Source organism: Pseudomonas sp. 15C, from assembly GCF_055484735.1.
In genome coordinates, this window is sequence record NZ_JBUDGD010000019.1 from 43144 (window position 1) to 68941 (window position 25798).

At 61.1% G+C, this 25798-nt stretch carries 20 protein-coding genes; 10 read left to right on the forward strand and 10 right to left on the reverse strand.

Annotated elements, in window-relative coordinates; translation table 11 throughout:
- Nucleotides 1-209 precede the first annotated feature (209 nt).
- Nucleotides 210-554: a YggL family protein gene (locus ACYYKW_RS12640; protein ID WP_016773843.1), complete on the reverse strand. Its 345-nt coding sequence runs from the start codon at nt 552-554 to the stop codon at nt 210-212.
- 233 nt (nt 555-787) lie between these two features.
- On the opposite strand from ACYYKW_RS12640, the gene dacB reads away from it, so the two are divergent.
- Nucleotides 788-2248, forward strand: coding sequence for a D-alanyl-D-alanine carboxypeptidase/D-alanyl-D-alanine endopeptidase (gene dacB / locus ACYYKW_RS12645; protein ID WP_090282563.1), 1461 nt, complete (start codon nt 788-790; stop codon nt 2246-2248).
- A 99-nt stretch (nt 2249-2347) separates the two neighbouring features.
- Here the strand turns inward: dacB and ACYYKW_RS12650 are convergent, their stop codons facing one another.
- The gene (locus tag ACYYKW_RS12650) at nt 2348-4756 is read right to left on the reverse strand and encodes a sensor domain-containing diguanylate cyclase (RefSeq protein WP_464990274.1); all 2409 of its coding nucleotides are present in this window, start codon (nt 4754-4756) and stop codon (nt 2348-2350) included.
- A gap of 144 nt (nt 4757-4900) precedes the next feature.
- Nucleotides 4901-7171, reverse strand: coding sequence for a bifunctional 23S rRNA (guanine(2069)-N(7))-methyltransferase RlmK/23S rRNA (guanine(2445)-N(2))-methyltransferase RlmL (gene rlmKL / locus ACYYKW_RS12655; protein WP_434707740.1), 2271 nt, complete (start codon nt 7169-7171; stop codon nt 4901-4903).
- 531 nt (nt 7172-7702) lie between these two features.
- On the opposite strand from rlmKL, the gene rmf reads away from it, so the two are divergent.
- On the forward strand, nt 7703-7918 hold the full coding sequence (rmf, locus tag ACYYKW_RS12660) for a ribosome modulation factor (RefSeq protein ID WP_003223300.1): 216 nt from the start codon (nt 7703-7705) through the stop codon (nt 7916-7918).
- 260 nt (nt 7919-8178) lie between these two features.
- Here rmf and ACYYKW_RS12665 read toward each other — a convergent pair whose 3' ends face one another.
- Nucleotides 8179-9198 carry a quinone-dependent dihydroorotate dehydrogenase gene (locus ACYYKW_RS12665; RefSeq protein ID WP_093103045.1) on the reverse strand — a complete coding sequence of 340 codons (1020 nt, stop codon included), beginning with the start codon at nt 9196-9198 and terminating at the stop codon, nt 8179-8181.
- Between the two features lie 223 nt (nt 9199-9421).
- On the opposite strand from ACYYKW_RS12665, the gene ACYYKW_RS12670 reads away from it, so the two are divergent.
- The 8 genes from ACYYKW_RS12670 to cobA all read left to right on the forward strand — a co-directional run bounded on the left by ACYYKW_RS12670 (nt 9422) and on the right by cobA (nt 21154).
- Nucleotides 9422-10633, forward strand: a complete 1212-nt coding sequence (locus ACYYKW_RS12670; protein ID WP_464990275.1) for a CmpA/NrtA family ABC transporter substrate-binding protein — start codon at nt 9422-9424, stop codon at nt 10631-10633.
- 15 nt (nt 10634-10648) lie between these two features.
- Complete coding sequence (locus ACYYKW_RS12675; protein ID WP_464990276.1) at nt 10649-11224, forward strand: ANTAR domain-containing response regulator; 576 nt, start codon at nt 10649-10651, stop codon at nt 11222-11224.
- 382 nt (nt 11225-11606) lie between these two features.
- The gene (locus tag ACYYKW_RS12680) at nt 11607-12818 is read left to right on the forward strand and encodes a nitrate/nitrite transporter (RefSeq protein ID WP_090282557.1); all 1212 of its coding nucleotides are present in this window, start codon (nt 11607-11609) and stop codon (nt 12816-12818) included.
- A 7-nt stretch (nt 12819-12825) separates the two neighbouring features.
- The gene (locus tag ACYYKW_RS12685; RefSeq protein WP_464990277.1) at nt 12826-14496 is read left to right on the forward strand and encodes a protein kinase domain-containing protein; all 1671 of its coding nucleotides are present in this window, start codon (nt 12826-12828) and stop codon (nt 14494-14496) included.
- A 411-nt stretch (nt 14497-14907) separates the two neighbouring features.
- Nucleotides 14908-17361, forward strand: a complete 2454-nt coding sequence (nirB, locus tag ACYYKW_RS12690; RefSeq protein WP_093103057.1) for a nitrite reductase large subunit NirB — start codon at nt 14908-14910, stop codon at nt 17359-17361.
- The gene (nirD, locus tag ACYYKW_RS12695) at nt 17358-17675 is read left to right on the forward strand and encodes a nitrite reductase small subunit NirD (protein ID WP_090282554.1); all 318 of its coding nucleotides are present in this window, start codon (nt 17358-17360) and stop codon (nt 17673-17675) included. Before nirB ends, nirD begins: the two co-directional genes overlap by 4 nt.
- Nucleotides 17675-20389: a nitrate reductase gene (locus ACYYKW_RS12700; RefSeq protein ID WP_464990278.1), complete on the forward strand. Its 2715-nt coding sequence runs from the start codon at nt 17675-17677 to the stop codon at nt 20387-20389. The genes nirD and ACYYKW_RS12700 overlap by 1 nt, the downstream gene beginning before the upstream one ends.
- 15 nt (nt 20390-20404) lie before the next feature.
- Nucleotides 20405-21154 carry a uroporphyrinogen-III C-methyltransferase gene (cobA, locus tag ACYYKW_RS12705; protein WP_464990279.1) on the forward strand — a complete coding sequence of 250 codons (750 nt, stop codon included), beginning with the start codon at nt 20405-20407 and terminating at the stop codon, nt 21152-21154.
- Nucleotides 21155-21229: 75 nt separating this feature from the next.
- Here the strand turns inward: cobA and ACYYKW_RS12710 are convergent, their stop codons facing one another.
- From ACYYKW_RS12710 to rraA, 6 genes are all read right to left on the reverse strand, one after another.
- Nucleotides 21230-22264 (reverse strand): OmpA family protein, encoded by a 1035-nt coding sequence (locus tag ACYYKW_RS12710; RefSeq protein WP_016773833.1) that lies wholly within the window; start codon nt 22262-22264, stop codon nt 21230-21232.
- Between the two features lie 107 nt (nt 22265-22371).
- The gene (sigX, locus tag ACYYKW_RS12715; protein WP_064116922.1) at nt 22372-22962 is read right to left on the reverse strand and encodes an RNA polymerase sigma factor SigX; all 591 of its coding nucleotides are present in this window, start codon (nt 22960-22962) and stop codon (nt 22372-22374) included.
- Between the two features lie 90 nt (nt 22963-23052).
- Nucleotides 23053-23877, reverse strand: coding sequence for a mechanosensitive ion channel family protein (locus tag ACYYKW_RS12720; RefSeq protein WP_016773831.1), 825 nt, complete (start codon nt 23875-23877; stop codon nt 23053-23055).
- Nucleotides 23878-23879: 2 nt separating this feature from the next.
- Nucleotides 23880-24128, reverse strand: a complete 249-nt coding sequence (locus ACYYKW_RS12725; protein ID WP_090282551.1) for a CrfX protein — start codon at nt 24126-24128, stop codon at nt 23880-23882.
- Between the two features lie 63 nt (nt 24129-24191).
- Nucleotides 24192-25187: a zinc transporter ZntB gene (locus ACYYKW_RS12730; RefSeq protein ID WP_336354352.1), complete on the reverse strand. Its 996-nt coding sequence runs from the start codon at nt 25185-25187 to the stop codon at nt 24192-24194.
- 21 nt (nt 25188-25208) lie between these two features.
- Complete coding sequence (gene rraA, locus ACYYKW_RS12735; RefSeq protein ID WP_090282549.1) at nt 25209-25700, reverse strand: ribonuclease E activity regulator RraA; 492 nt, start codon at nt 25698-25700, stop codon at nt 25209-25211.
- Nucleotides 25701-25798 lie beyond the last annotated feature (98 nt).

Genomic DNA, 25798 nt, shown 5'->3' on the forward strand with positions numbered 1-25798 from the left:
GGGGAGAGGGGACTGACCGAGGTGTCTGGAAGACATACGCCGAGATGGGATACCGAGTCGAACTCAAATTTTGCAAAGCCCATAAATCGGCTCCCTCTCCAAGGGGAGAGGGCTGGGGTGAGGGGCAGCTCCACCGCAGATCCCGAACCGAACCCCCAAACCCCAGACGAAAAAAAACGGCGACCCTCAGGCCGCCGTTCTTTTCAGTATCACTTGGCCGCGTTGATCGGCTTTTCCGGATACCACACGTCCAGCAACGGGCTGACTTCGTACTTGGTCAGCTCGGAGCGGTTTTTCAGCCAGGCTTCAACGGCAGCGCGCTGCTCTTCGTTGACCGAACCACGCTTCTGCAGGCATACCAGACCGAAGTCATCGCCGCCGACATAACCCAGACCGTTGGCTTCCATGGCTTCTTTGATGAATGCTTCGAGGAAAGCGTCAATGGCTTCTTCGGACAAGTCTTCTTTGAAGTCCAGGTTCAGTTCGAAACCCAGCTCTTGAAATTCATCAACGCACAGTTTTTTGCGCAGACGCTGGGAACGGTTAGTCGCCATTGGAACAATCCTCTTAAGTAATAACGGCCGGCACTTTACCAGTTTAAGCCGGCGATTGCCCGACTCTCTGGCCTCTGTGGCCGACCGCCTGTAAAAAATAACGATTTGCAACGCCCCGACAAGGCACAAGCTGTTACAGCTTGGGGCATAATGCCGACACTTTCATGACCACTGAGGGCTTTTTCATCCATGCCCTCGTTATTTTCCCCCTCGGCTGTAGGGTTTTATTTCATATGATCAAATCGTTGCGTCCATTGCTTCTCGCCGGCCTTCTTCTGCCGCTGGCCCTGCCTGTTTCCGCTGCCACCATCAACACCGCCCTTACCCCCAACGTCGAAAAAGCCCTCAAGGCCAGCAAATTGCAGCCCAGCGCCCTGTCGCTGGTGATGGTGCCGCTGGAAGGCCCGGGCACGCCGACCGTGTTCAACGCCGACGTGTCGGTGAACCCGGCTTCGACGATGAAACTGGTGACCACTTATGCGGCGCTGGAAATGCTCGGCCCCAACCACCAGTGGAAAACCGAGTTCTACACCGACGGCGACCTGAGCGGCGGCATTCTCAACGGCAACCTCTACCTCAAGGGCGGCGGCGATCCAAAGCTGAACATGGAAAAGCTCTGGCTGCTGATGCGCGACCTGCGCGCCAACGGCGTGACCCAGATCACCGGTGATCTGGTGCTCGACCGCAACTTCTTCATTCAGCCGCAACTGCCGGAATTCAACGACGATGGCAATGACGACAACAAGCCGTTCCTGGTCAAGCCGGACTCGTTGCTGGTCAACCTCAAGGCGCTGCGCTTCGTCGCGCGCAACGACGGTGGCCGTGTGCTGATTTCGGTTGAACCGCCGATCGCCAGCATCCATATCCAGAACACCGTCAAGGCGCTGCCGTCCAAGCAGTGCACCGGCGGCGTGCGTTACAACCCGGTGCCGCAGGCTGACGGCAGCGTCAACGTGACCGTCGCCGGGCAGTTGGGCGAAGGCTGCAGCTCGCAGACCTACCTGTCGCTGCTCGACCACGCGACCTACACCGCAGGTGCCGTGCGCGCGATCTGGAAAGAACTGGGTGGCAGCATTCAGGGCCAGGATCGTCTCGCTTCAACGCCGAGCAATGCCAAGCTGCTGGCGCGCGCCTACTCGCCGGACCTCGCCGAGATCATCCGCGACATCAACAAATACAGTAACAACACCATGGCCCAGCAGCTGTTCCTCAGCCTCGGCCAGCGTTTCCGCAACGAAGCCGACGGTGACGACGCCAAAGCCGCGCAACGTGTAGTACGCCAGTGGCTGGCGAAGAAGGGCATCACCGCGCCGCATCTGGTGATGGAGAACGGCTCCGGCCTGTCCCGCGCCGAACGCGTCAGCGCCCGTGAAATGGCAAGCATGCTGCAAGCCGCATGGCACAGCCCGTATGCCGCCGAATACATCAGCTCGATGCCGATCGCCGGTACCGACGGCACCATGCGCAAACGCCTGAAGACCACCGCCATGCGCGGTGAAGCGCACATCAAGACCGGTACGTTGAACACCGTGCGGGCGATTGCCGGGTTCAGCAGGGATGTGAATGGCAACACCTGGGCGGTGGTGGCGATCCTGAATGACAAGGCACCGTTCGGCGCATCGTCGGTGCTCGATCAGGTGCTGCTGGACCTTTACAAACAGCCGAAACTGCCGCAGACCGCTTCGGTCCTCTGACAAACACATAACCCCTTGTAGGCCTTCGCCTGCTCGCGATAGCGGTGTATCAGTCACTGATATGTATCTGGACTGACGCTATCGCGAGCAGGCGAAGGCCTACAGGGGGTCTGTGTAATCGGCTGAGTTCATCTGCCGCTCAACCCGATCCCGACCGTTCTGCTTCGCTGCATACACGCCCGAGTCTGCCCTCAGCAGCAACGCATCCGCGCCCTCCCCCGGTCGCCAGCTGGCAATGCCGAAACTCGCCGTGACCACGCCAACCACATCCACCGGCGCACTGCGCAGGCCTTCCCACAGCTCCATGGCCAGCATGTAAGCGTGTTCACCATCAATGTCCGGGCACAACACCATGAATTCTTCGCCACCCAAGCGGCAGAACACATCGGTGCGGCGCAGGCGATGGCCAATCCGTTCGCACACCGCTTGCAACACCCGGTCGCCGACGGCGTGGCCGTAGTGGTCGTTGATCCGTTTGAAGTGGTCGATGTCGAGCATGATCACCGACAATTCGCCACCGCCGCGCTCGACCCGCGCCATTTCAGTGGTCAGGCGCTCCTGGAAGTAGCGGCGGTTGTGAATGCCGGTCAGCGAGTCGGTGATCGACAATGCGCGCAGTTCTTCTTCTACGCGTTTGAGGTCGGAGATGTCCGAGATGTAGCCGTGCCACAACACGCCCCCGCCCGGCTGCTCCTCCGGCGTCGCTTCACCGCGCACCCAGCGCAGGCCGCGCTCGGGCAGTTGTACGCGGTATTCCTCGCGCCACGGACTGAGGCTTTCGGCCGAGGCGCGGATTGACGAGCGTACGCGGGTCACGTCTTGCGGATGAATCCGGGTGAAAATCGCCTCGGCGTTGAACAGCAGCACGTCCGGCTCCAGCTCGTAGATCTCGCGGATACCGTCGCTGGCATAGATCACGCTGAAGCGCCCATCAAATTCCATCTTGAACTGGTAGATGCCTCCGGGCACATGGGCGCTGAGCTTCTTTAGCAGCACATCGCGCGCCGCCAGCACTTCGTGCACGCGTTTGCGCTCGGTGATGTCGATGCAGATCGCCAGATGTCCGACCCACAAACCCTGCTCATCGAGCACTGGGGTGGCGAGCATGTTGACCGGCAGGTGACTGCCGTCGCTGCGCACCAGCGTCCATTCGCGGGCCTCGTGACCGCCGACTTCGCCGCCCTCGACCAACATTGCATGACAGGTCGGAATGCTTTTGCCGTAGCGCGCACTCAGCTCGGCCGCGCGGGCGGCCAGTTCGCGGGGCAGGTGCAGGTTTTCCAGGGTCATGCGCCCGACGACTTCGCTACTGCTGTAGCCGAGCATCTGCTCGGCGCCGGGGTTGAACGTATTGATCACACCGCGCAAGTCCGTGGCGATGATTGCCACCTGGGTCGCTGCGTTGAGCACGCCGCGCAGCTGGCCGTGGGTGCCGCGCAGTTCCTGTTCGCTGGCATGCAGCTCCTGGGTGCGCAGTTCAACCAGACGCAAGGCGCGCTGGCGCTGGCTGACCAGCACATAAAGCAGCGCGCTGAGCAAAAGACTGAGCAAGCTGCCCAGCACAACCACGCTGCTGACCGACGAGTGATTAGCCTGCATGAATCCTTCGCTCGGCAGGATATCGACCTGATAGTCGTGGTCGGCCATGCGCACCAGTCGCGTGGCCGCCAGATCGCTCGGCGCCGCTTGATTGCTCGACTCGAACAACACCTCATGCTGGTCATGGGTCGACAGATCGATAATGCGCACCGAGAGATAATCATGCAGCGCATCCGGCAAGCCGTCGGCGAGCAACTGGCGCATGCTGATCACCGCCATCACATAGCCGAACGGCTGTGCCTCGTCTGGGCGAATCACCGGTGCCAGCAGCAACACCCCGCGCGCATACGACGGTTCTATCCCGACCAGATGCATCGGTTGCGACACCACCAGGCTGCGCAGCCGGTCGGCACGTTGCAGGGTTTCGCGGCGCAATGGCTGAGCGAGCAAGTCATAGCCCAGCGGCGCCGGCAGGCGACTCTGCGTCTGGGTGTACAGCACCGGCACGTATTCATCGCGCGGCGCGGCCAGTTGCAGTTCGCCGTTTGCGTCCAGTTCGCGGATGTTGAACGTGCTCAGGCCATCAACACGCACACGCTGCTCGAACAGCGCACGTTCGGCGCCGCTGATTCTGGGGGCATAGGTATAGGCTTGGGTGCGCAGCAATAACGGTCGGGAGTAACCGTCGAATTCGGCGCGGGACACTGATTCGGAATTGGCGAAGAACCGCCGCAGGCTATCGAGGCGTTGTTCCTGATCCTGAAAGCGCTCTTCGATACGGCTGTAGCGCTCGTTGGCGAGCAACTGGAAGCGCTGACGCAGTTGTTGCTGAAACTGGTTGTAACTAGCCCAGGCGAGCAACCCCGTGAGAATTCCGCCGGCGAGCAATACCAGCATCGCGACCAGCCAGGCCGAGACGTCTTCACTGATAAAGCCCAGTATCTTCGGGCGCACGGGGTGCAACGACATAAAGACCACTCACTGCGCGAGCATTACGGGAAAACCCCATTGACCGTGTGTGAGTTATAGCTATTAGCCACTAATTTAGCTAGCGCGGGCGGATCCACGGAGCCTTTTAAAATCAAGGCTCTGAGGATCCAATCCCGGCAGGTGTCAACGAGCCGTGATTTTCCAGGCGCGGTGGATCCTGGTATTGCGGGCGAAATCCGGATCAATGGTCTGCGCACTGATTTCCTCGACCGCGTAACGCTCGGCGAGGTTGTCCTCCAACTGGAACTTGCGGAAGTTGTTGGAGAAATACAGCACGCCACCGGGTGCCAGACGCGCCATGGCCAAGTCGATCAACTGCACCTGATCACGCTGCACGTCGAAGATGCCTTCCATGCGTTTGGAGTTGGAGAAGGTCGGCGGGTCGATGAAGATCAGGTCGTACTCGTCACGGCTGCTTTCCAGCCAGGCCATCACGTCGCCCTGCTCCAGACGGTTCTTGTCCGAGAAACCGTTCAGCGACAGGTTGCGGCGTGCCCAGTCCAGATAGGTTTTCGACAGGTCGACGCTGGTGGTGCTGCGCGCCCCGCCCTTGGCCGCGTGCACGCTGGCGGTCGCGGTGTAGCAGAACAGATTGAGGAAGCGCTTGCCGGCGGCCTCTTTCTGAATGCGCATGCGCATCGGCCGGTGGTCGAGGAACAGACCGGTGTCGAGGTAGTCGGTGAGGTTGACCAGCAGCTTCACCCCGCCTTCATTGACCTCGACAAACTTGCCCTGTGCGGCCTGACGCTCGTACTGTTTGGTGCCGCTTTGACGTTCGCGACGCTTGACCACCACGCGGCTCTTGTCGACGTTCAGCGCCTGCGGAATTGCTGCCAGCGCGTCGAACATGCGCGCCGAGGCCTTTTCGGGATCGATGGATTTCGGCGCGGCGTATTCCTGAACGTGCACCCAGTCGTGGTACAGATCGATCGCCATGGCATACTCAGGCATGTCGGCATCGTAGACACGGTAGCAATCGATGCCTTCGCGCTTGACCCACTTGCCCATGGCCTTGAGGTTTTTCTGCAGGCGGTTGGCGAACATCTGCCCGCCTTCGCTCAAGCGCGGCTGTTCGATCACCGGTGCCGGGGCTGGGGTCGGCTTGATCGGGTTGCCGTTCTTGTTGAACTTACGTTCCTGCGGCTCGTCCGGGGTCTGATCGTAGGCCGCTTGCTCACGCTCGGCCTGACGTTGTTCCGGGGTCCGCCGCTCGCCAGTGACGAACTGGTCCGGCAGGACCTTGATCAGCAGCAGCTTGCACGGCAGCGCGCCGTTCCAGAACGAGTACTGTTTGTGGCTGCGAATGCCCATGCGCTTGCCCAGGTCCGGAGCACCGGTGAACACCGCCGCTTCCCAGTTCAGGCAGGCCTGACGCAGACGCTCGCCGAGGTTCTGGTAGAGGTACAACAGGCTGGCTTCGTCACCCAAACGCTCGCCGTACGGCGGGTTGCAAATGACCAGGCCTTTCTGGTTCTGGTCCGGACGCGGTTCGAAGGTCGCGACTTCACCCTGGTAGATCTTGATCCACTCGCTCAGACCGGCGCGCTCAACGTTATTGCGGCCCGGCTGGATCAAGCGCGGATCGGCTTCGTAACCGCGAATCCACAGCGGTGGCTTGGCCAGACCGGCAGCGGCGCGTTCAACGGCTTCTTCGTGGAGTTTTTTCCACAACGCCGGAACGTGGCCAAGCCAGGCGGTGAAGCCCCACTGCTCACGGCGCAGGTTGGGTGCCATGTCGGCGGCGATCATCGCCGCTTCGACGAGGAACGTACCAACACCGCACATCGGGTCAGCCAGTGCGCCGCCCTCGGCAGCAATGCGCGGCCAGCCGGAACGAATGAGGATTGCGGCCGCGAGGTTTTCCTTCAGCGGCGCCGCGCCCTGCTGCAAGCGATAGCCGCGCTGGTGCAGGCTGTGGCCGGAGAGGTCGAGGGAGAGGATCGCTTCGCCGCGATCCAGACGCAGGTGAATGCGCAGGTCCGGATTGAGCTTGTCGATCGACGGGCGGTCGCCCTGCGGCGTGCGCAGTTTGTCGACGATCGCATCTTTGACTTTCAAGGCGCCGAAGTGGGTGTTGTCGATGCCCGAGCCGTGGCCGCTGAATTCGACGGCCAGGGTGCCGTCGCTGAGCATGTGGTCCTGCCAGTCAATGTCGAGCACGCCGTGGTACAGGTCTTCAGCGTCTTTCATCGGGAAGCGCTTGAGCACCAGCAACACGCGGTTGGCCAGACGCGACCAGAGGCACAGGCGATAGGCGGTTTCCATGGTCGCCATGCCACGCACGGCGGAAGTGTGCTCGCGCGCTTCTTCAAGGCCAAGCCCGACGGCTTCCTCGATGAGCAGGCCTTCAAGGCCTTTGGGGCAAGTGAGGAAGAGTTCGAAACGGTCGGACATTGTGATTTCCAAAGCCTTTGGCTAGTGGACCGGCAACGCATTGCCGATCCGGTTTTCAATCAGGCGCTTTTCTGAAAGAGCGCCCGCGTGGCACGAAGGTGTGCCGTTCCATCCCCGCTGCTCGGGTTAAAAGAGCTTAGATGCCGGGACAGATAAAAAAGTTGAGGCAACAAAATGTCTTGAAGTGACCCTTCGTCGCTTAGTACCTGAGCGCAAACGTGGGTCATTCTCACTAAAGAATTAACCCCATCATCCAGCGCGGCGCCGATCATACCGGGGTTTGCTCAACAAACGTTCAATTAATACACGGTTACTTATTGCCATAGCATCCTTTCCGTTACGTGCTTATGACAAAACGGTCATTCCCTCGCTGTGACTCATTGGTTAGAACTGCATACAGGTTGACGTCGCAACGGCGTCAACACCTTGGCTCGCCACGCCGGCAGCGAGCCGCACCATGGCAGGTTTTTTCTGCCAGACCTCAATTGAGGTCAACGCGACACTACAGTCAACAAGTGAGGGAAACACCCTATGAGAAGACTTAAGCGTGATCCGTTGGAAAGAGCGTTTTTGCGCGGATATCAATATGGCGTTGGTGGCAAATCCCGTGAGCTTTGCCCATTTACTCTACCGTCGGTACGTCAAGCCTGGATCAACGGCTGGCGAGAAGGACGCGGCGACAACTGGGACGGTATGACCGGCACTGCGGGAATCCACAGACTCAACGAACTTCACGCCGTCGGCTGACACAGGGCATTTATTCCGACACGACAATCTGAATATGTAACGAATTAACCACGCACGTCCCTCCCGGACGGCGGGCTACGGCCCAGGGGCTCCCTCGAGGAGCCCTTTTTATTGCCTGAAAAGCGGCTTGTGCCTCACATAAAAACCTGTAGGAGTGAGCCTGCTCGCGATAGCGGCCTACCGGTCACTCATCAAGTGACTGAAAGAACGCTATCGCGAGCAGGCTCACTCCTACAGGGGGGACGGGTGTGTCAGATGGCTCAGCGCAACGCGGCGATGGCGTCGACCGCTTCGCGAATCAGCGCCGGGCCTTTATAGATGAAGCCCGAATAAATCTGCACCAGGCTGGCACCGGCCTCGATCTTCTCGGCCGCGTGCTTGCCTTCGGTGATCCCACCGGCGGCGATGATCGGCAAACGCCCGGCCAGCTCACCCGCCAGCACCTTCACGGTGTGGGTGCTTTTCTCGCGCACCGGTGCGCCGGACAGACCGCCCGCCTCGTCGCCATGCTCCATGCCTTCAACGCCCACCCGGCTGAGGGTGGTGTTGGTGGCGATCACCGCGTCCATGCCGGTTTCGATCAGCGCCTGCGCCACCTGCACGGTTTCTTCGTCGGTCATGTCCGGGGCGATCTTGATTGCCAGCGGCACGTGCTTGCCGTGGCGCAGCGCCAGTTCGGCGCGGCGCGTGGCCAGGTCCGCGAGCAACTGCTTGAGCGAATCACCGAACTGCAGGCTGCGCAGGCCCGGGGTGTTTGGCGAGCTGACGTTGACCGTCACATAGCTGGCGTGAGCATAGACCTTGTCGAGGCAGATCAGGTAATCGTCGACTGCACGCTCGACCGGGGTGTCGAAGTTCTTGCCGATGTTGATGCCCAGCACGCCCTGGTATTTCGCAGCAGCGACGCGCGCCAGCAGGTTGTCGACGCCGAGGTTGTTGAAGCCCATGCGGTTGATGATTGCCTCGGCTTCCGGCAAGCGGAAAATCCGTGGTTTCGGATTACCCGGCTGCGGACGCGGAGTCACGGTGCCGATTTCGACAAAGCCAAAGCCCAGTTGCGCAAAACCATCGATGGCCGCGCCGTTCTTGTCCAGCCCGGCCGCCAGCCCCACCGGGTTGGGAAACTCCAGGCCCATGACGGTTACGGGCACCTGCGCCGGCGCCTTGCAGAGCAAGCCGTTGAGGCCCAAACGTCCACCCGCGCCGATCAGATCCAGCGACAGATCGTGGGAGGTTTCCGGGGAAAGTTTGAACAACAGCTGACGGGCCAGGGTGTACATGGGCGGCGATGACTCGGGCGGCGAAAAGAGGCGGCGATTATAGCCGGGCATGGCCCTGCGGCGCGAGGCGCACGCGCAAATCGCGCCGGTGGCATATGCCTTGCACTTCCCCGGTTATCAACTCGCCGGCCAATGACGACCGGCGAGCGCGGACAATGGCGTCGTCTACGGGATTTGCCTGGGCAAAGTCCGCGGCGGCGCTTTTTTTTCGAGGTGGCGATGTATGAATGAACTGACGGTCGGGCCGCTGGCCTGGGTCAATGGCAGCGATGCGCCGGAAAAGAGCGCGATCAACCTCGGCTTCATGGCCCTGAGCGACTGCGCCTCGGTCGTCGTCGCGGCCACGCAGGGCTTTGCCCAGCCCTACGGCCTGACCCTGAACCTCAAGCGCCAAGCCTCTTGGGCCAACCTGCGCGACAAACTGGTCAGCGGCGAACTCGACGCCGCGCACAGCCTGTACGGGCTGATCTACGCCGTGCACCTGGGCATCGGCGGCGTCGCGCCGACCGACATGGCCGTGCTGATGGGCCTCAACCAGAACGGCCAGAGCCTGAACCTCTCGCGCGGTCTGCAAAACCTCGGCGTGAACAGTCCTGAAGCGCTCGACCGCCACGTGCACCAAAGCCGCGCAAAACTGACCTTCGCCCAGACCTTCCCCACCGGCACCCATGCGATGTGGCTGTATTACTGGCTGGCAAGTCAGGGCATCCATCCGTTGCAGGATGTCGACAGTGTGGTGGTGCCGCCGCCGCAAATGGTCGCGCACCTGCAAGCCGGGCGCATCGACGGTTTTTGCGTCGGCGAGCCGTGGGCCGCCAGCGCGGTGCAGCAGGACCTCGGTTTCACCCTCGCCACCAGCCAGACCATCTGGCCCGATCACCCGGAAAAGGTCCTCGGTTGCACCCGTGAATTCGTCGAGCAGTACCCGAATACCGCGCGGGCATTGGTGATGGCGATTCTCGAGGCCAGCCGCTTCATCGAAGCCAGCCCGGAAAATCGCCGCAGCACCGCGCACCTGCTCAGCGCGACGGAATACCTCGATGCGCCGGTGGCGTGCATCGAACCGCGTTTTCTCGGCGACTATGCCGACGGCCTCGGCAATCGCTGGCAAGACCCGCACGCGCTGCGCTTTCATGGCAATGGCGAAGTCAACTTGCCGTACCTCTCCGATGGCATGTGGTTCATGACCCAGTTCCGCCGATGGGGCTTGTTGCGGAGCGACCCGGACTACCTCGCCGTGGCCCGTCAGGTTCAGCAACTGCAGCTGTATCGCGATGCCGCAACGGCGGTTGGCGTGGCCGCCTGGGGCACCGACATGCGCAGCAGCCAGTTGCTTGATGGCAAGGTCTGGGACGGCAGCGATCCGGCCGGCTACGCGCGCAGCTTCAAGCTGCACGCGCTGAACGACGACGCTCCCCTGCTTGCCCAGCGCTGACCGGAGGCCGCGAACATGTTGCGTATTCTGCTGATCAACGACACCGCGAAAAAAGTCGGCCGTCTCAAGGCGGCATTGACCGAGGCTGGTTTCGAGGTGATCGACGAGTCCGGCCTGACCATCGACCTGCCCTCACGCGTCGAAACGGTGCGCCCGGACGTGATCCTGATCGATACCGAGTCACCGAGCCGCGATGTGATGGAGCAAGTGGTGCTGGTCAGCCGCGACCAGCCACGGCCGATCGTGATGTTTACCGACGAGCATGACCCGACGGTGATGCGCCAGGCGATCAAGTCCGGGGTCAGCGCCTACATCGTCGAGGGCATCCACGCTCAGCGCCTGCAGCCGATTCTGGATGTGGCGATGGCACGCTTCGAAAGCGACCAGGCCTTGCGCGCGCAGTTGCAGGCGCGGGATCAGCAACTGGCCGAGCGCAAGCGCATCGAACTGGCCAAGGGCTTGTTGATGAAGATGAAGAATTGCAATGAAGAAGAGGCCTACACGCTGATGCGACGCCAGGCCATGAGCCGGCAGCAGAAGCTGATACAGGTGGCAGAGCAGATCATTGCCATGAGCGAGTTGCTCGGCTGACTGATCGTTCCCACGCTCTGCGTGGGAATGCATCCCGTGACGCTCTGCGTCACCTCGCAAGAGCGGACGCGGAGCGTCCATGGCGGCATTCCCACGCGGAGCATGGGAACGATCTGAATTCCCCTGTGGGAGCGAGCCTGCTCGCGAAGGATGCACCTCGGTCTTCGATTGTTGGCACAAATCTCGCTAAGCATTCCCTCAGGTAACCAACGGCGGTTGCCCCACCCACGACAAAGACGTCGCTCACCCCATTCGCCCTTTTGCGAATCCGGTAGCGGCGTTTTTGCGTTTTGGCCCCACAGACCGGGGCCGGTGGTGCGGCCGTGCAGGCGCTCCACCTGCTGTGCATGACTCCCGAGACTCTTATCAGCTGAGGTGCGCGATGAATTCAAGCTTCTGGAAATCCGGCCACACCCCGACCCTGTTCGCGGCCTTTCTGTATTTCGACCTGAGCTTCATGGTCTGGTACCTGCTCGGCCCGCTGGCGGTGCAGATTGCCACCGACCTGCAACTGACCACCCAACAACGCGGCCTGGTCGTCGCCACGCCGATTCTCGCCGGCGCGGTGCTGCGCTTCGCCATGGGCATGCTGGCTGATCGGCTGTCGCCGAAGACTGCCGGGCTGATCGGTCAGGTCATCGTCATCTGCGCGTTGTTCGGTGCGTGGAAACTCGGTATTCACAGTTACGAGCAGGCGCTGATCCTCGGCCTCTTCCTCGGCATGGCCGGCGCGTCGTTTGCCGTGGCCCTGCCGCTGGCCTCGCAATGGTACCCGCCAGAGCATCAAGGCAAAGCCATGGGCATTGCCGGTGCGGGCAACTCCGGCACGGTGTTCGCCGCCCTACTGGCGCCCGTGATTGCCGCCGCGTTCGGTTGGAGCAATGTCTTTGGCTTTGCGCTGATCCCGTTGATCCTGACGTTGGTGCTGTTCGCCTTGCTGGCGAAAAACGCCCCGCAGCGGCCGAAACCAAAAGCCATGGCCGATTACTTCAAAGCCCTCGGCGACCGCGACAGCTGGTGGTTCATGTTTTTCTACAGCGTGACCTTCGGCGGCTTCATCGGCCTGGCCAGCGCCCTGCCCGGCTACTTCAACGATCAATACGGTTTGAGCCCGGTCACCGCCGGTTACTACACCGCCGCCTGCGTGTTCGGCGGCAGCCTGATGCGCCCACTGGGTGGTGCGCTGGCCGATCGCTTCGGTGGCATCCGCACCTTGCTGGCGATGTACACCGTCGCCGCCATCTGCATCGCTGCCGTCGGCTTCAATCTGCCAAGTTCCTACGCGGCGCTGGCGCTTTTCGTCTGCACCATGCTCGGTCTGGGCGCCGGCAACGGTGCGGTTTTTCAACTGGTGCCGCAGCGCTTTCGTCTGGAAATCGGTGTGATGACCGGGTTGATCGGCATGGCCGGCGGCATCGGCGGTTTTGCTTTGGCGGCCGGCATGGGCGCGATCAAACAGAGCACCGGCAGCTATCAACTGGCGCTGTGGTTGTTCGCCAGCCTCGGCGTCCTGGCATGGTTTGGCCTGCATGGCGTCAAGCGTCGCTGGAGGACCACCTGGGGCTCGGCAGCGGTAACGGCGGCGCGGGTCTGAGGCGTCGATGGCTCTGCAACTGAGCTTTGCCGAAGCCAGCGCCACCGGCCCGCGCGCGGAAAACCAGGACGCGCTGCGTTCGGTGACGCCGGCGCCAGCGCTGGCCGCAAGCAAAGGCTATCTGTTCGCCATCGCCGACGGCGTCAGCCAGTGCGCCGATGGCGGCCTCGCCGCGCGTTCGACCTTGCAGGCGCTGGCGCTGGACTACTACGCCACGCCGGAAACCTGGAGCGTGGCGCAAGCGCTGGATCGTCTGTTGCTCGCGCAAAACCGCTGGCTGCAGGCCAATGGCGGCGGGCAACCGCTGCTGACCACGGTCAGTGCGCTGGTGCTGCGCGGGCGGCGCTTCACCCTCGCCCACGTCGGCGATTGCCGGGTGTATCGCTGGCACGCCGACACGTTGCAGCGCATCTCCGAGGATCACGTCTGGGACCAGCCGGGTATGCAACATGTCCTCAAGCGGGCGCTGGGACTGGACCAGCACCTGGTGCTGGATTTTCTCGATGGTGAACTGCAGGAAGGCGAAAGCTTCGTGCTGCTCAGCGATGGCGTCTGGTCGACGCTGGGCGATACCGCAATCGCCGCGATTCTGCGTGATCAACCGGATCTGACGAACGCCGCACAAACGCTGATCAACGCCGCACATCTGGCCGGTAGTCAGGACAACGCCAGCGCCTTGCTGGTGCGCGTCGATGCGCTCGGTGAGTCGAGCATTGGCGATGCCTTGATTCATCTGCAGCAATGGCCTTTGCCGCCGCCACTCAAACCGGGTCAGTCATTCGAAGGCTGGCAGGTGCAAGGCATTGTTGCGCAGAGCCAGCAATCCTTGCTGTATCGGGTCGCCGATGGCCAGGGCCAGTCGTGGCTGTTGAAAACCCTGCCGGCGCGCCTGGCGGACGACCCGCAGGCCGGGCAAGCGCTGCTGTCCGAAGAATGGTTTCTGCGGCGCGTCGCCGGTCGGCACTTCCCTGAAGTGCATGCCTGCCCGCAGCGCCAGCATCTGTATTACGTGATGCGCGAATACCCGGGAACGACCCTCGCCCAATTGTTTCAACAACACGGCCAGTTGCCGCTGGCGCAGTGGCAGGACATCGCCGAGCGCTTGCTGCGCGCGGTCGGCCTGCTGCACCGACGGCAGATTCTGCACCGCGACATCAAACCGGAAAACCTGCATTGGGGCGATGACGGCGAATTGCGTCTGCTGGACTTTGGCCTCGCCTACTGCCCCGGTCTGTCGCAGGACGCGCCGTCGACGTTGCCGGGAACCCCCAGCTTCATTGCCCCGGAAGCCTTTCGCGGGGATTTGCCAAGCGTGCAGCAGGATCTCTATTCGGTCGGCGTGACCCTGTATTACCTGCTCACCGGGCATTTTCCCTACGGCGAGATCGAAGCGTTTCAGCGGCCGCGATTTGGCGTGCCGGTAAGCGCCAGTCGGTTTCGCCCGGATCTGCCGGAATGGCTGGCGCAGAGTCTGGAGCGCGGCGTCGCGGCCGATCCGCAGCAGCGCTTTGAAACGGCGGAAGAATGGTTGCTGCTGCTGGAACAGGGCGAGCGGCGCAGTTTGAGTGTGCGGCCCAGACCTTTGCTGGAGCGGGAGCCGTTGAAGGTCTGGCGGACCATAGCGCTGGTGGCGTTGTTGGGGAATGTGGTGCTGCTTGTATTGCTGTTCCACAGTTGAACCGCGCCGCGACTATCGCGAGCAGGCTCACTCCTACAATTTGAAATGCGTTCCCCTGTAGGAGTGAGCCTGCTCGCGATGACGCCAGTTCCGCCACCGCAGATCCTCCAGTTGAATGCGCCACGAACGAGCAACACGCCTCCAATCGGTGCAAAAACCACCCTTCATTTTCAACCGATCCCCAATAAACCGGCCATTTCCCAAGTTGGCACAACCACTGCATTACTCGTCTCAACACACACATAAAGCCCAACCTTCAACGACGAAGGCTGGGCTCCCCGAGAGAACGGGACCAGGACAAAGGCGTCCTCGCTAGGCAACTAGCGGGACGCCTTTTTTTGTTTGCGCAAAATTTGTCGAGCACGGCCCGACGGCCCACCAGAGGCCCGCCGCAGCTCCCCGGAGAACCTGATGAAAAAACTCAAACTGGTGATGATCGGCAATGGCATGGCCGGGGTTCGCACCCTCGAAGAACTGCTGAAACTGAGCAACGAGCTGTACGACATCACGGTCTTCGGCGCCGAACCGCACACCAACTACAACCGCATCCTGCTGTCGCCCGTGCTCGCCGGTGAGCAGACCTTCGAAGAGATCGTGCTCAACGACCTCGACTGGTACCTGGAAAACAACATCAAGCTGCTGCTCAACCGCAAAGTGGTGGAGATCGACCGGGTCAAGCGCCGGGTGATCGCCGAGGACGGCAGCGAAGCCGAGTATGATCGCCTGCTGATCGCCACCGGCTCGACGCCGTTCATCCTGCCGATCCCCGGCAACACCCTGCAGGGCGTGATCGGTTACCGCGACATTGCCGACACCCAGGCGATGATCGACACCGCCAAAACCCATAAGCACGCCGTGGTCATCGGCGGCGGCCTGCTCGGCCTCGAAGCGGCCAACGGCCTGATGCTGCGCGGCATGCACGTCACCGTGGTGCATCTCGGTGAATGGCTGCTGGAACGGCAACTGGACAAGACCAGCGGCCAGCTTCTGCAATCGGCGCTGGAATCGCGCGGGCTGCACTTTCGCCTGTGCGAACAGACCCAGGCCTTGCACGACGCCGGCAATGGCCGGGTCGGCTCGGTGCAGTTCAAGAACGGCGACATCATCCCGGCCGATCTGGTGGTCATGGCGGCCGGCATTCGCCCCAACACCGAACTGGCGGAAAAGGCCGGCATCCCGTGCAACCGCGGGATTCTGGTCAACGACACCCTGCAAACCTACGACCCGCGTATCTACGCGATCGGCGAATGCGCCAGCCACCGCGGCATCGCCTACGGTCTGGTCGCGCCGCTGTTCGAACAGGCCAAGGTGTGCGCCAACCACCTCGCGCAATTGGGTTTCGCCCGTTATCAGGGCTCAGTGACCTCGACCAAACTCAAAGTCACCGGCATCGACCTGTTCTCCGCTGGCGACTTCATGGGCGGCGAAGGCACCGAGACCATCACCCTCTCCGACCCGATCGGCGGCGTGTACAAAAAACTGGTAATCAAGGACGACGTGCTTGTCGGCGCCTGTCTGTACGGCGATACGGCAGACGGCGGTTGGTATTTCCGGCAGATTCGTGAGAATCACGCCATCGGTGAGATCCGCGACCACTTGATGTTCGGCGAAAACGCTTTAGGCGACGTAGGACATCAAGGCCAGGACAAAGCCATGGTCATGGCCGACAGCGCCGAAGTCTGCGGTTGCAACGGCGTGTGCAAAGGCACCATCGTCAAGGCGATTCAGGAACACGGCCTGTTCAGCGTCGACGAAGTGAAGAAACACACCAAGGCTGCCAGCTCCTGCGGTTCCTGCGCCGGCCTGGTCGAGCAGATCCTCATCAATACCGTCGGCGGCGCGGCGGACGTCAAACCGAAAAGCGAAAAAGCCATTTGCGGGTGCAGCGACCTCAACCACGGGCAGATTCGTCAGGCGATTCGCCAGGAGCACCTGCTGACCATCGCCGACACCATGAGCTACCTGAACTGGCGCACGCCCAACGGCTGTGCGACCTGCCGCCCGGCGCTCAACTACTATCTGATTTCCACCTGGCCGGGCGAAGCCAAGGACGATCCGCAATCGCGCCTGATCAACGAACGCGCCCACGCCAACATTCAAAAGGACGGCACTTATTCGGTGGTGCCACGGATGTGGGGCGGCGTGACAAATCCTTCGGAGCTGCGGCGCATCGCTGACGTCGCCGACAAATATCAGGTGCCGATGGTCAAGGTCACCGGCGGCCAGCGCATCGATTTGCTGGGGATCAAAAAGCAGGACCTGCCCGGCGTGTGGAAGGACCTCGACATGCCATCCGGCCACGCCTACGGCAAATCCATCCGCACCGTGAAGACTTGCGTTGGCAGCGAGTTCTGCCGCTTCGGCACGCAAAATTCAACGCAACTGGGCATCGACCTCGAGCACGACCTGTTCAACATGTGGTCGCCACACAAGGTCAAACTCGCGGTCTCCGGCTGCCCGCGCAATTGCTCGGAAGCGGGCATCAAGGACGTCGGCATCATCGGCGTCGATTCCGGTTGGGAGATGTACATCGGCGGCAACGGCGGGATCAAAACCGAAGTCGCCGAGTTCTTCGTCAAACTGAAAACCGCCGATGAAGTGCGCGAATACAACGGCGCGTTCCTGCAGCTGTATCGCGAAGAAGCTTTCTACCTCGAGCGCACCGTGCACTACCTGCAACGGGTCGGCATGGAGCACATCAAGAAGAACGTGCTCGAGGACGCCGAGCGCCGCAAAGCCTTGAACGAGCGCCTGCAATTCTCTCTGTCGTTCGAACAGGACCCATGGAAAGAGCGTCTGGCGCAGCCGCAACTGAAGAAAGAATTCGATGTGATCCCCGTGAAAAACCTGGAGGTGCCGGCATGAACTGGCTCGATATCTGTGCCCTCGACGAGATCAATGCCCTCGGTTCGCGAATCATTGCCGGGCCGAAAGGTGACATCGCGATTTTTCGTACCAGCGACGACGAGGTTTTCGCCCTCGACGACCGCTGCCCGCACAAGGGCGGCCCGTTGTCGCAAGGCCTGATCTACGGCAAACGCGTGGCCTGCCCGCTGCACAACTGGCAGATCGATCTCGAATCCGGTGAAGCCCAAGCGCCGGACGTTGGCTGCGCCCATCACCATCCGGCGCGGGTCGAAAACGGTCGGGTGCAATTGGCCCTGCGGGACGCCATCTGATGAACCGCCAGACGACCGCCTCGACCTGCTGCTATTGCGGGGTCGGCTGCGGCGTACTGATCGAACATGACGGCGAGCGCATCCTCGGCGTCAGCGGCGATCCGGCGCACCCGGCCAACTTCGGCAAACTGTGCAGCAAAGGCTCGACCCTGCACCTGACCGGCGACCTCGCCGCCCGCGCGCTCTACCCAGAGCTGCGCCTGGGCAAAGGTCTGGCGCGCAGCCGCACAGACTGGGACACCGCGCTGGAACACGCCGCCAATGTTTTCGCCGAAACCATCGCCGAGCACGGCCCGGACAGCGTGGCGTTCTATATCTCCGGCCAGTTGCTCACCGAGGATTACTACGCCTTCAACAAACTCGCGCGGGCACTGGTCGGCACCAACAACATCGACAGTAATTCACGCCTGTGCATGTCTTCGGCCGTGGTGGGCTACAAACGCAGCCTCGGTGCCGACGCGCCGCCGTGCAGTTATGAAGATCTGGAGCTGAGCGATTGCGTGATGATCGTCGGCAGCAACATGGCCTACGCCCATCCGGTGCTTTTCCGTCGGCTGGAAGACGCCAAAGCGCGCCGACCGCAGATGAAAGTCATCGTCATCGATCCGCGGCGTACCGACACCTGCGATCTGGCTGATCTGCACCTGGCGATTCTGCCGGGTACCGATGTCGCGTTGTTTCATGGGATTTTGCACCTGCTGCTGTGGGAAGACTGGGTCGACCGCGATTTCATCAAGGCCCACACCGAAGGTCTGGCCGAGCTGAAGAATCTGGTCCGCGACTACACCCCGCAAATGGTCTCGCAACTGTGCGGGATCAGCGTCGAGCAGTTGCAGCAGTGCGCCGAATGGATCGGTACGTCGCCGAGCTTTCTGTCGCTGTGGTGCATGGGCTTGAATCAGTCCACCGCCGGCAGCGCGAAAAATAGTGCGCTGATCAATCTGCATCTGGCCACCGGGCAAATCGGCCGGCCGGGCGCAGGACCTTTCTCCCTGACCGGTCAGCCGAATGCCATGGGCGGGCGCGAAACCGGCAGTCTGTCGAATCTGCTGCCCGGCCACCGCGATGCGGCCAACCCGCAGCATCGGGCCGAAGTGGCGGAGTACTGGGGCGTGGAAAGTTTGCCGGAAACGCCCGGCCTCAGCGCCATCGAACTGTTCGAAAACCTGCGCAGCGGCAAGATCAAGGCGCTGTGGATTGCCTGTACCAACCCGGCGCAATCAATGCCGGACCAAAGCGCGGTGCGCGCGGCCCTTGAGGCCTGCCCGTTCGTGGTATTGCAGGAAGCGTTTCGCACCACCGAAACCGCCGCCTTCGCTGACCTGCTGCTGCCCGCCGCCAGCTGGGGCGAGAAAGAAGGCTCGGTGACCAACTCCGAGCGGCGCATTTCCCACGTTCGCCAGGCGATTCTCCCACCGGGTGAAGCACGGCCGGACTGGGCGATCACCGTGGATTTCGCACAGCGGCTGGAGCACCGTCTGCGTGCGCAGCAGCCGAGTCTGTTTGCCTTCGCTGAGCCTGCGCAATTGTTCGATGAATTCAAAGGCCTGACCCGCGACCGCGATCTCGACCTGTCCGGCATCAGCCATGCGCTGATTGACCAGATCGGCCCCCAACAGTGGCCCTTCCCGATCGGTGCCCGCCAAGGCACCTCACGCTTGTACACCGACGGGGTTTTTCCTACCGCCAGCGGTCGCGCGCAATTCATCGCCGAGCCGTATCGTGCCGCCAGGGAGCAACGCGATGCACGCTTCCCGCTGACCCTGCTCACCGGGCGTCTGCGCGATCAGTGGCACGGCATGAGCCGCACCGGCACCGCTGCGCAACTGTTCGGCCATGTCAGCGAAGCGGTGTTGAGCCTGCATCCCGAGGAGATGCGCCGGCACCGTCTGCAACCGGGCGATCTGGTCAATCTGAAAAGCCGTCGTGGCGCGGTGATTGTCGCGGTCGGCAGCGATGACAGCGTGCGTCCCGGTCAGGCGTTTTTGCCGATGCACTGGGGCGATCGTTATCTCAAGGGCGGCGTGAACAACCTGACTCAGCCGGCCTTCGATCCACTGTCGAAACAACCGGAACTGAAACACAGCGGTGTGCGCCTGGAGCCGGTCAATCTGCCGTGGCAACTGTTCGCCCTGATCGAGGGCGATGTGCAGCGGCATTTCGAGACGCTACGGCCGCTCTGCGAGGCGTTTTCCTACGTCAGCCTCAGCCTTGTCGGACGCGAACGTCCGGCGCTGCTGATACGCGCTGCCAGCCAAGCGGCGCCGGATGCGCCATTGCTCGCGCAAATTGACCAGTGCCTGTCACTGATTGACGGACCGGTCCTCGCCTACGACGACCCACGCCGCGCGATTGGCAAACGCGTGCGCATCGAGAACGGTCGGATTACCGCGATTCGTCTGGCCGGCGAAACCCGCGCGCAGCACTGGCTGCAAGGTTTGTGGCTAGAGGGTCGTGCCGACGAACAATTGCGCCGTTGGCTGCTGGCGCCGATGAGTGCGCCGCCGGGCAATGCCGGCGTGCAGATGGCGGCCAACAAGACTGTGTGCAATTGCAAGAACGTCAGCCTCAACGCCGTCTGCGCTGGCATTCGCCAGGGTCTGGATCTGCAGGGTCTGAAAAATCAATTGGGCTGCGGCACGCAATGCGGCTCGTGCGTCCCGGAAATCAAACGCTTGCTGGCCGCCGACGTGCAGCCGGCCGTGGTCATCTGATGAGGAAAAAACACCATGAATGCAAAAGTCTGGCTGGTGGGTGCAGGTCCTGGTGATCCGGAATTGCTGACCCTCAAAGCGGTACGCGCGTTGCGCGCGGCCGATGTGGTGCTGATCGACGACCTGGTCAACGAAGCGGTGCTGGAACACTGCCCTGACGCGCGGATCATTAGCGTGGGCAAACGTGGCGGCTGTCGCTCGACCCCGCAGGCGTTCATCCACCGGCTGATGCTGCGTTACGCGCGCCACGGCAAATGCGTGGTGCGGCTCAAGGGTGGCGATCCGTGCATTTTCGGCCGTGGCGGTGAAGAAGCGCAGTGGCTGCGCGAGCGCGGCGTCGAAGTGGAACTGGTCAACGGCATCACCGCGGGCCTGGCCGGAGCGACGCAATGCGATATTTCGCTGACCTTGCGCGGCGTGGCCCGCGGCGTGACGCTGGTGACCGCGCACACTCAGGATGACAGCCAACTGAACTGGCAGGCACTGGCACAGAGCGGGACGACGCTGGTGATCTACATGGGTGTGGCCAAACTGGGCGAGATTCGCGAGCAACTGCTCGCCGGAGGGATGGCGGCGGATACGCCGGTGGCGATGATCGAAAATGCTTCACTGCCGCAGCAGCGCGAATGCCGCAGCGACTTGAGCACCATGAGCGAAGATGCCCGACTGTTCGAGCTGAAAAGCCCTGCAATCCTGGTGATCGGGGCCGTCGCAGCCGCAACTCAGTCCGCGCAGAATGATCTGCCTTCGGTGGCGATGGCCTGAAGATACATCGTCTCAGCAAATCGCAGACAAAGAAAAGCCCGGCCTAAGCCGGGCTTTTCTCAGAGCGGCAGCTAATTACTTAGCTTGAGCTTCAACCTGCGCTTCTACGCGACGGTTAACAGCACGGCCAGCGTCAGTTTTGTTGTCAGCAACTGGGCGGGATTCGCCGTAGCCAACAGACTGAACGCGGGACGATTCAACACCGTACTGGTTGGTCAGAACTTGCTTAACGGCGTTTGCACGACGCTCGGACAGTTTCTGGTTGTAAGCGTCAGGACCGACGGAGTCAGTGTGACCTTCAACAGTAGTGGTGGTGGATGGGTACTGCTTCATGAAGTCAGCCAGGTTCTTGATGTCGCCGTAGCTGTTTGGCTTGACGACCGACTTGTCGAAGTCGAATTTCACGTCCAGCTCAACACGAACAACTTCAGCAACTGCTGGGCAGCCATCAGCGTCAACAGTTACGTTGGCTGGGGTGTCCGGGCACTTGTCAACGTTGTCGCAAACGCCATCGTTGTCGCTGTCGGAGCAGACTTCAGCAGGTGCTGGAACTGGAGCAGCAGCAGGCTTGGAACCGCCACCGAAGTTCACACCGATACCGACGCTAGGAGCCCACTCGGTGTCGCCCTGGTCGATGTTGTATTGAGCTTCAACGCCAGCACGGGCGTAGAAGTTCTCGGTGAAGTACAGCTTGGCACCGCCGCCAACGTTGGCGAAGGTGGAACGGTTACGACCGTTCGAACCGTTCTGGTCGATGCTCTGGTCAGAGAAACCGGCCGAAACGTATGGACGAATCATGTCGCCTGGGTTGTTGAAGTGGTACAGAGCGTCCAGAGCGGTGTTAGCGCCTTTGACGTTCTTGCCATCGTCGGCACGTACGTTGTGCACTTCGTCGTAGCCCAGACGCAGTTCTACGTCGTCGGTCAGGAAGTAACCGATCGAACCGCCGAACAGGTTGCCGTTGTTCTTGAAGTTACGAGCGCTGTCGAATTGTTCTTTCTTGGCGAAGCCTTCGATTTCAACTGCGCCTTGGCCTTGTGCCAGAGCGCCGAACGAAGTGGCGGCAATCAGAGAACCAATGGCCAAGCCCAAGGTGTTTTTCAGTTTCATCCGTTAAATCCCCATCTGGTGATTGTGAAGCAGTCCCGCAAACCGGGGGACAACTCGGCGGCAAGTCTATCAGAACTTGCCTACACGTAAGAGATATTTGCGCTGAACTAAGTTTCAGCAATGCCTGCAAATTTCTCACGCAATTTATCTAGAGCGCGTTTGTAACGCATTTTTGTCGCACTCAAACCCATGTGCATGATGTCTGCGATCTCCTGAAACTCCAGCTCTGCGACAAATCGTAGCACCAGAATTTCGCGGTCAATCGGATTCACATACACCAGCCAGCGATCAAGCCCACCCTTCTCCTCCGGTTTCGGCGCCTTTTCTTCAGACGCTTCTTCAAGAGGGTCCAGGCTGAGAGCGTCCATCAAGCGACGCTTACGCCGTTCCTTCCGATACTGCGTGATGCATTCGTTGTAAGTGATGCTGTAAAGCCAGGTTTTGAACTTCGATTTCCCCTCGAAGTTCTTCAGGCCATACAGCACCTTCAGCATCACTTCCTGACAGACATCGTCTGCGTCGCGATCGTTCCCAAGATATCTCGCACAGACATTAAATAATGTTCGCTGGTAACGCCGCATCAATTCTTCGTAAGCGCGCGTTACGTGAAAAAGCTCGGTGTGCGCGCGCGCGACCAACTCCTCGTCAGAGAGCTCGCGGGGGTCGTAGCGCGTGGATAGCGTTTGGGCTTTATTCAAAACAAGTCGTGCCGACAGTCAGGTCAATGTCCACCGCAGCCAGCCTTGGCTGGCATTTTGCGGCGGCATACATTAGCAGGGTTTGCCGGTTTAGCGGCTACTCACATGCTGTTCCAGCAGGATCCGATTGGAGAGAGAGACTAGCTCACCCTCATCGGTCAGCAATGTGGTTTTAACCGTGCCGATCTCTTCGATCTGGCCTTCGACCTCGCCAACACGCACTTGTTGCCCAACCTCGTACAACTCACGCACATAGATTCCCGCAAGAATCTGCCCGGCTATTTCCCGGCTTCCCAAACCCATGGCCAGCGCAACTGCCAGACCAACGGTAATCAATACGATGACAATCACATGGTTCAGCAGGTCGGTCTTGACCTCGAGCTGACTGATCGCCACCGAGATACTGATGATGATCACCAGCCCCTGCGCGATACGCCCCAGCCCGGAAGCGTAGTCCAGACCTACACCTTCCGCCGCTCCGCGTACCAGGCCGTTGGCCAATTGCGCGAGCAACACACCAACCAGCAACACCAGCGCGGCGCCGAAAACTTTTGGCAGATACAGCGCCAGCATGTCCAGCGTAGCTGAAACTCGTTCAAGGCCAAGGGATTCTGCTGCAGAAACCAGGAAGATCAGCAGAACGAACCAATAAACGATTTTACCGATCAGGGTCGAGATCGGCACTTGCAGCCCGGCACGCGACATCAGCTTGGTCAGACCGGTGCCGCCCATCAGGCGATCGAGGCCCAGTTTGGCCAGCAATTTGGAGAGCAAGGTGTCGAGCAGCTTGGCCACGACGAAACCCAGCAGCAGCACAACCAGTGCGCCGAACAGGTTCGGAATGAAATTAGCGACTTTGGTCCACAACGCAGTCATTGCAGTGACGAGGCTCTGAGTCCAGAGATCAAGTTCCATATTCAATCAGCCTTATCAGCAGTGCGAACAGCAGGTTTACGAAGACGGGAAACCGGCGAAACATGCGCCGAGCCATTGTTCAGGGCGATCATCAGCGCGGGCAGCCAGCGGCCCAGCAGGCTGAACAGATCACCGGCGCCGACCTGGCGGTTGGCGGTTTTGAGTACGCGGCCCAGACAGGCATCGTCGTCGCGGCTGGACGGCGAGGCGTTGAGCATGTCGCGCAAAGACTGTTCAAACGGATCGTGCATACGCACCTCTCGTGATGTCTGTGAAAGACGCGGGCAGATTTGGTCGGGTCACATGCGGCCTCTTCATACCCAGCGCAAACGACGGAACAACCACCACTGGCCCAGTGCCATGGCGAGCACCGTCAAGCAGGCGATCAGGAACCCATAAGGGCTTTCGGCAAACGGAATGCCGCCGACATTGATACCCAGCAGGCCGGTGAAAAAACTCATCGGCAAAAAGATGCAGGTGATGATCCCGAAGCGATACATGGTGCGATTCATACGCACGCTCAACCGCCGGTCTTCGGCCTCCAGCACAAGCCCCACGCGCTCCCGGGTCAATTCCAGCTCTTCCAGATAGCGGGTCAGGCTGTTGTTCAATTCGTTCCAGTAATCGGCATCGTCATCGACGAACCATGGCAGTTTTATCCGCGTCAGCTGGCCGAAAATATCCCGTTGCGGCGCGAGAAAACGCTTGAGCCCGGCCGCCCGGCGACGGATGTGCAAAACCGAGCCATGCTCAGGGGTATACCGTTCGTCGGCATCCATTTTTTCTTCTTCCTCATCGGCGATTTCCGAGAGGCAAGTGACCAGATCCTGCACTTTATTGGTGAGGAACTGCGCCAGATAAAGGATCAGTTCGGAAGCCGTCCTGGGGCCTTTGCCCTCGGCCAATTGCGCGAGCAATTCATCGGTGGCCCGCAATGGCCGCAAGCGCAGGGAAATCACCCGTTGAGCGGAAGCGAAAATCCGCACCGAAACCATGTCTTCCGGCTCGGCACCCGGATTGAGATTGACCCCGCGCAAAAACAGCAGCAATTCGGACTCGGGCAGCGGCAACAGACGTGGTCGGGTGTTCTCTTCCAGCAGCAGGTCGCAGCTGAACTCGTTGAGTCCGCTGGATTTGCGCAGCCAGGTCTGGGTCTGCGGATGGCTGCGATCCCAATGCAGCCACAGGCTTTCGTGCGCCTGCAGCTGCAGATCGTCAAGTTCCGTCCGGGCTATCGAACGCGCGCCGCCCTTACCGTCCAGCACCAGGGCATGCACCAGCCCCCACTGCGCGTTTTCTTCCTCGAACATCCGCATCCCTTGTCGAAAAGCTTATTCAGGCATCTGCAGCGGACTCGGCGAAACGATCACGCCGTTGTTGTCCGCATAGACATAGTGGCCCGGATGGAAAGTCACGCCGGCGAAGGTCACCGCGACGTTGAGGTCGCCGATGCCGCGCTTTTCGGTCTTCATCGGGTGGCTGGCCAGCGCCTGCACGCCGAGATCGGTTTGAGCCAAGACATCGACGTCACGGATGCAACCGTAGATCACCATGCCTTCCCAACCGTTTTTTGCAGCTTTTTCGGCAATCATGTCGCCCAACAGCGCACGGCGCAGCGAGCCACCGCCGTCGACCACCAGCACTTTGCCGGTGCCGTCGAGTTCAGCCTGTTCCTTGACCAGCGAGTTGTCTTCGAAGCATTTGATGGTCACGATTTCGCCGCCGAAGGAATCACGGCCGCCGAAATTGCTGAACATCGGTTCCAGCACCTGCACCAGCTCCGGGTAGGCGTCGCACAGGTCAGGCGTAAGGTAATGGTTCATCGAAAAACTCCTGTAAAAAGCAAGACGATCAAGGATGCCGCATTCTGATGAGACGAGTCCGGCCAGTCGCTGTTTACCTTAGCCCACGCCATGGTCGC

What these genes read in the sequence shown, in the direction of transcription:
- ACYYKW_RS12640 (WP_016773843.1), bottom strand. Translation starts at nt 554, where the DNA reads ATGGCGACTAACCGTTCCCAGCGTCTGCGCAAAAAACTGTGCGTTGAT.
- dacB (WP_090282563.1), top strand. Translation starts at nt 788, where the DNA reads ATGATCAAATCGTTGCGTCCATTGCTTCTCGCCGGCCTTCTTCTGCCG.
- ACYYKW_RS12650 (WP_464990274.1), bottom strand. Translation starts at nt 4,756, where the DNA reads ATGTCGTTGCACCCCGTGCGCCCGAAGATACTGGGCTTTATCAGTGAA.
- rlmKL (WP_434707740.1), bottom strand. Translation starts at nt 7,171, where the DNA reads ATGTCCGACCGTTTCGAACTCTTCCTCACTTGCCCCAAAGGCCTTGAA.
- rmf (WP_003223300.1), top strand. Translation starts at nt 7,703, where the DNA reads ATGAGAAGACTTAAGCGTGATCCGTTGGAAAGAGCGTTTTTGCGCGGA.
- ACYYKW_RS12665 (WP_093103045.1), bottom strand. Translation starts at nt 9,198, where the DNA reads ATGTACACCCTGGCCCGTCAGCTGTTGTTCAAACTTTCCCCGGAAACC.
- ACYYKW_RS12670 (WP_464990275.1), top strand. Translation starts at nt 9,422, where the DNA reads ATGAATGAACTGACGGTCGGGCCGCTGGCCTGGGTCAATGGCAGCGAT.
- ACYYKW_RS12675 (WP_464990276.1), top strand. Translation starts at nt 10,649, where the DNA reads ATGTTGCGTATTCTGCTGATCAACGACACCGCGAAAAAAGTCGGCCGT.
- ACYYKW_RS12680 (WP_090282557.1), top strand. Translation starts at nt 11,607, where the DNA reads ATGAATTCAAGCTTCTGGAAATCCGGCCACACCCCGACCCTGTTCGCG.
- ACYYKW_RS12685 (WP_464990277.1), top strand. Translation starts at nt 12,826, where the DNA reads ATGGCTCTGCAACTGAGCTTTGCCGAAGCCAGCGCCACCGGCCCGCGC.
- nirB (WP_093103057.1), top strand. Translation starts at nt 14,908, where the DNA reads ATGAAAAAACTCAAACTGGTGATGATCGGCAATGGCATGGCCGGGGTT.
- nirD (WP_090282554.1), top strand. Translation starts at nt 17,358, where the DNA reads ATGAACTGGCTCGATATCTGTGCCCTCGACGAGATCAATGCCCTCGGT.
- ACYYKW_RS12700 (WP_464990278.1), top strand. Translation starts at nt 17,675, where the DNA reads ATGAACCGCCAGACGACCGCCTCGACCTGCTGCTATTGCGGGGTCGGC.
- cobA (WP_464990279.1), top strand. Translation starts at nt 20,405, where the DNA reads ATGAATGCAAAAGTCTGGCTGGTGGGTGCAGGTCCTGGTGATCCGGAA.
- ACYYKW_RS12710 (WP_016773833.1), bottom strand. Translation starts at nt 22,264, where the DNA reads ATGAAACTGAAAAACACCTTGGGCTTGGCCATTGGTTCTCTGATTGCC.
- ACYYKW_RS12720 (WP_016773831.1), bottom strand. Translation starts at nt 23,877, where the DNA reads ATGGAACTTGATCTCTGGACTCAGAGCCTCGTCACTGCAATGACTGCG.
- ACYYKW_RS12725 (WP_090282551.1), bottom strand. Translation starts at nt 24,128, where the DNA reads ATGCACGATCCGTTTGAACAGTCTTTGCGCGACATGCTCAACGCCTCG.
- ACYYKW_RS12730 (WP_336354352.1), bottom strand. Translation starts at nt 25,187, where the DNA reads ATGTTCGAGGAAGAAAACGCGCAGTGGGGGCTGGTGCATGCCCTGGTG.
- rraA (WP_090282549.1), bottom strand. Translation starts at nt 25,700, where the DNA reads ATGAACCATTACCTTACGCCTGACCTGTGCGACGCCTACCCGGAGCTG.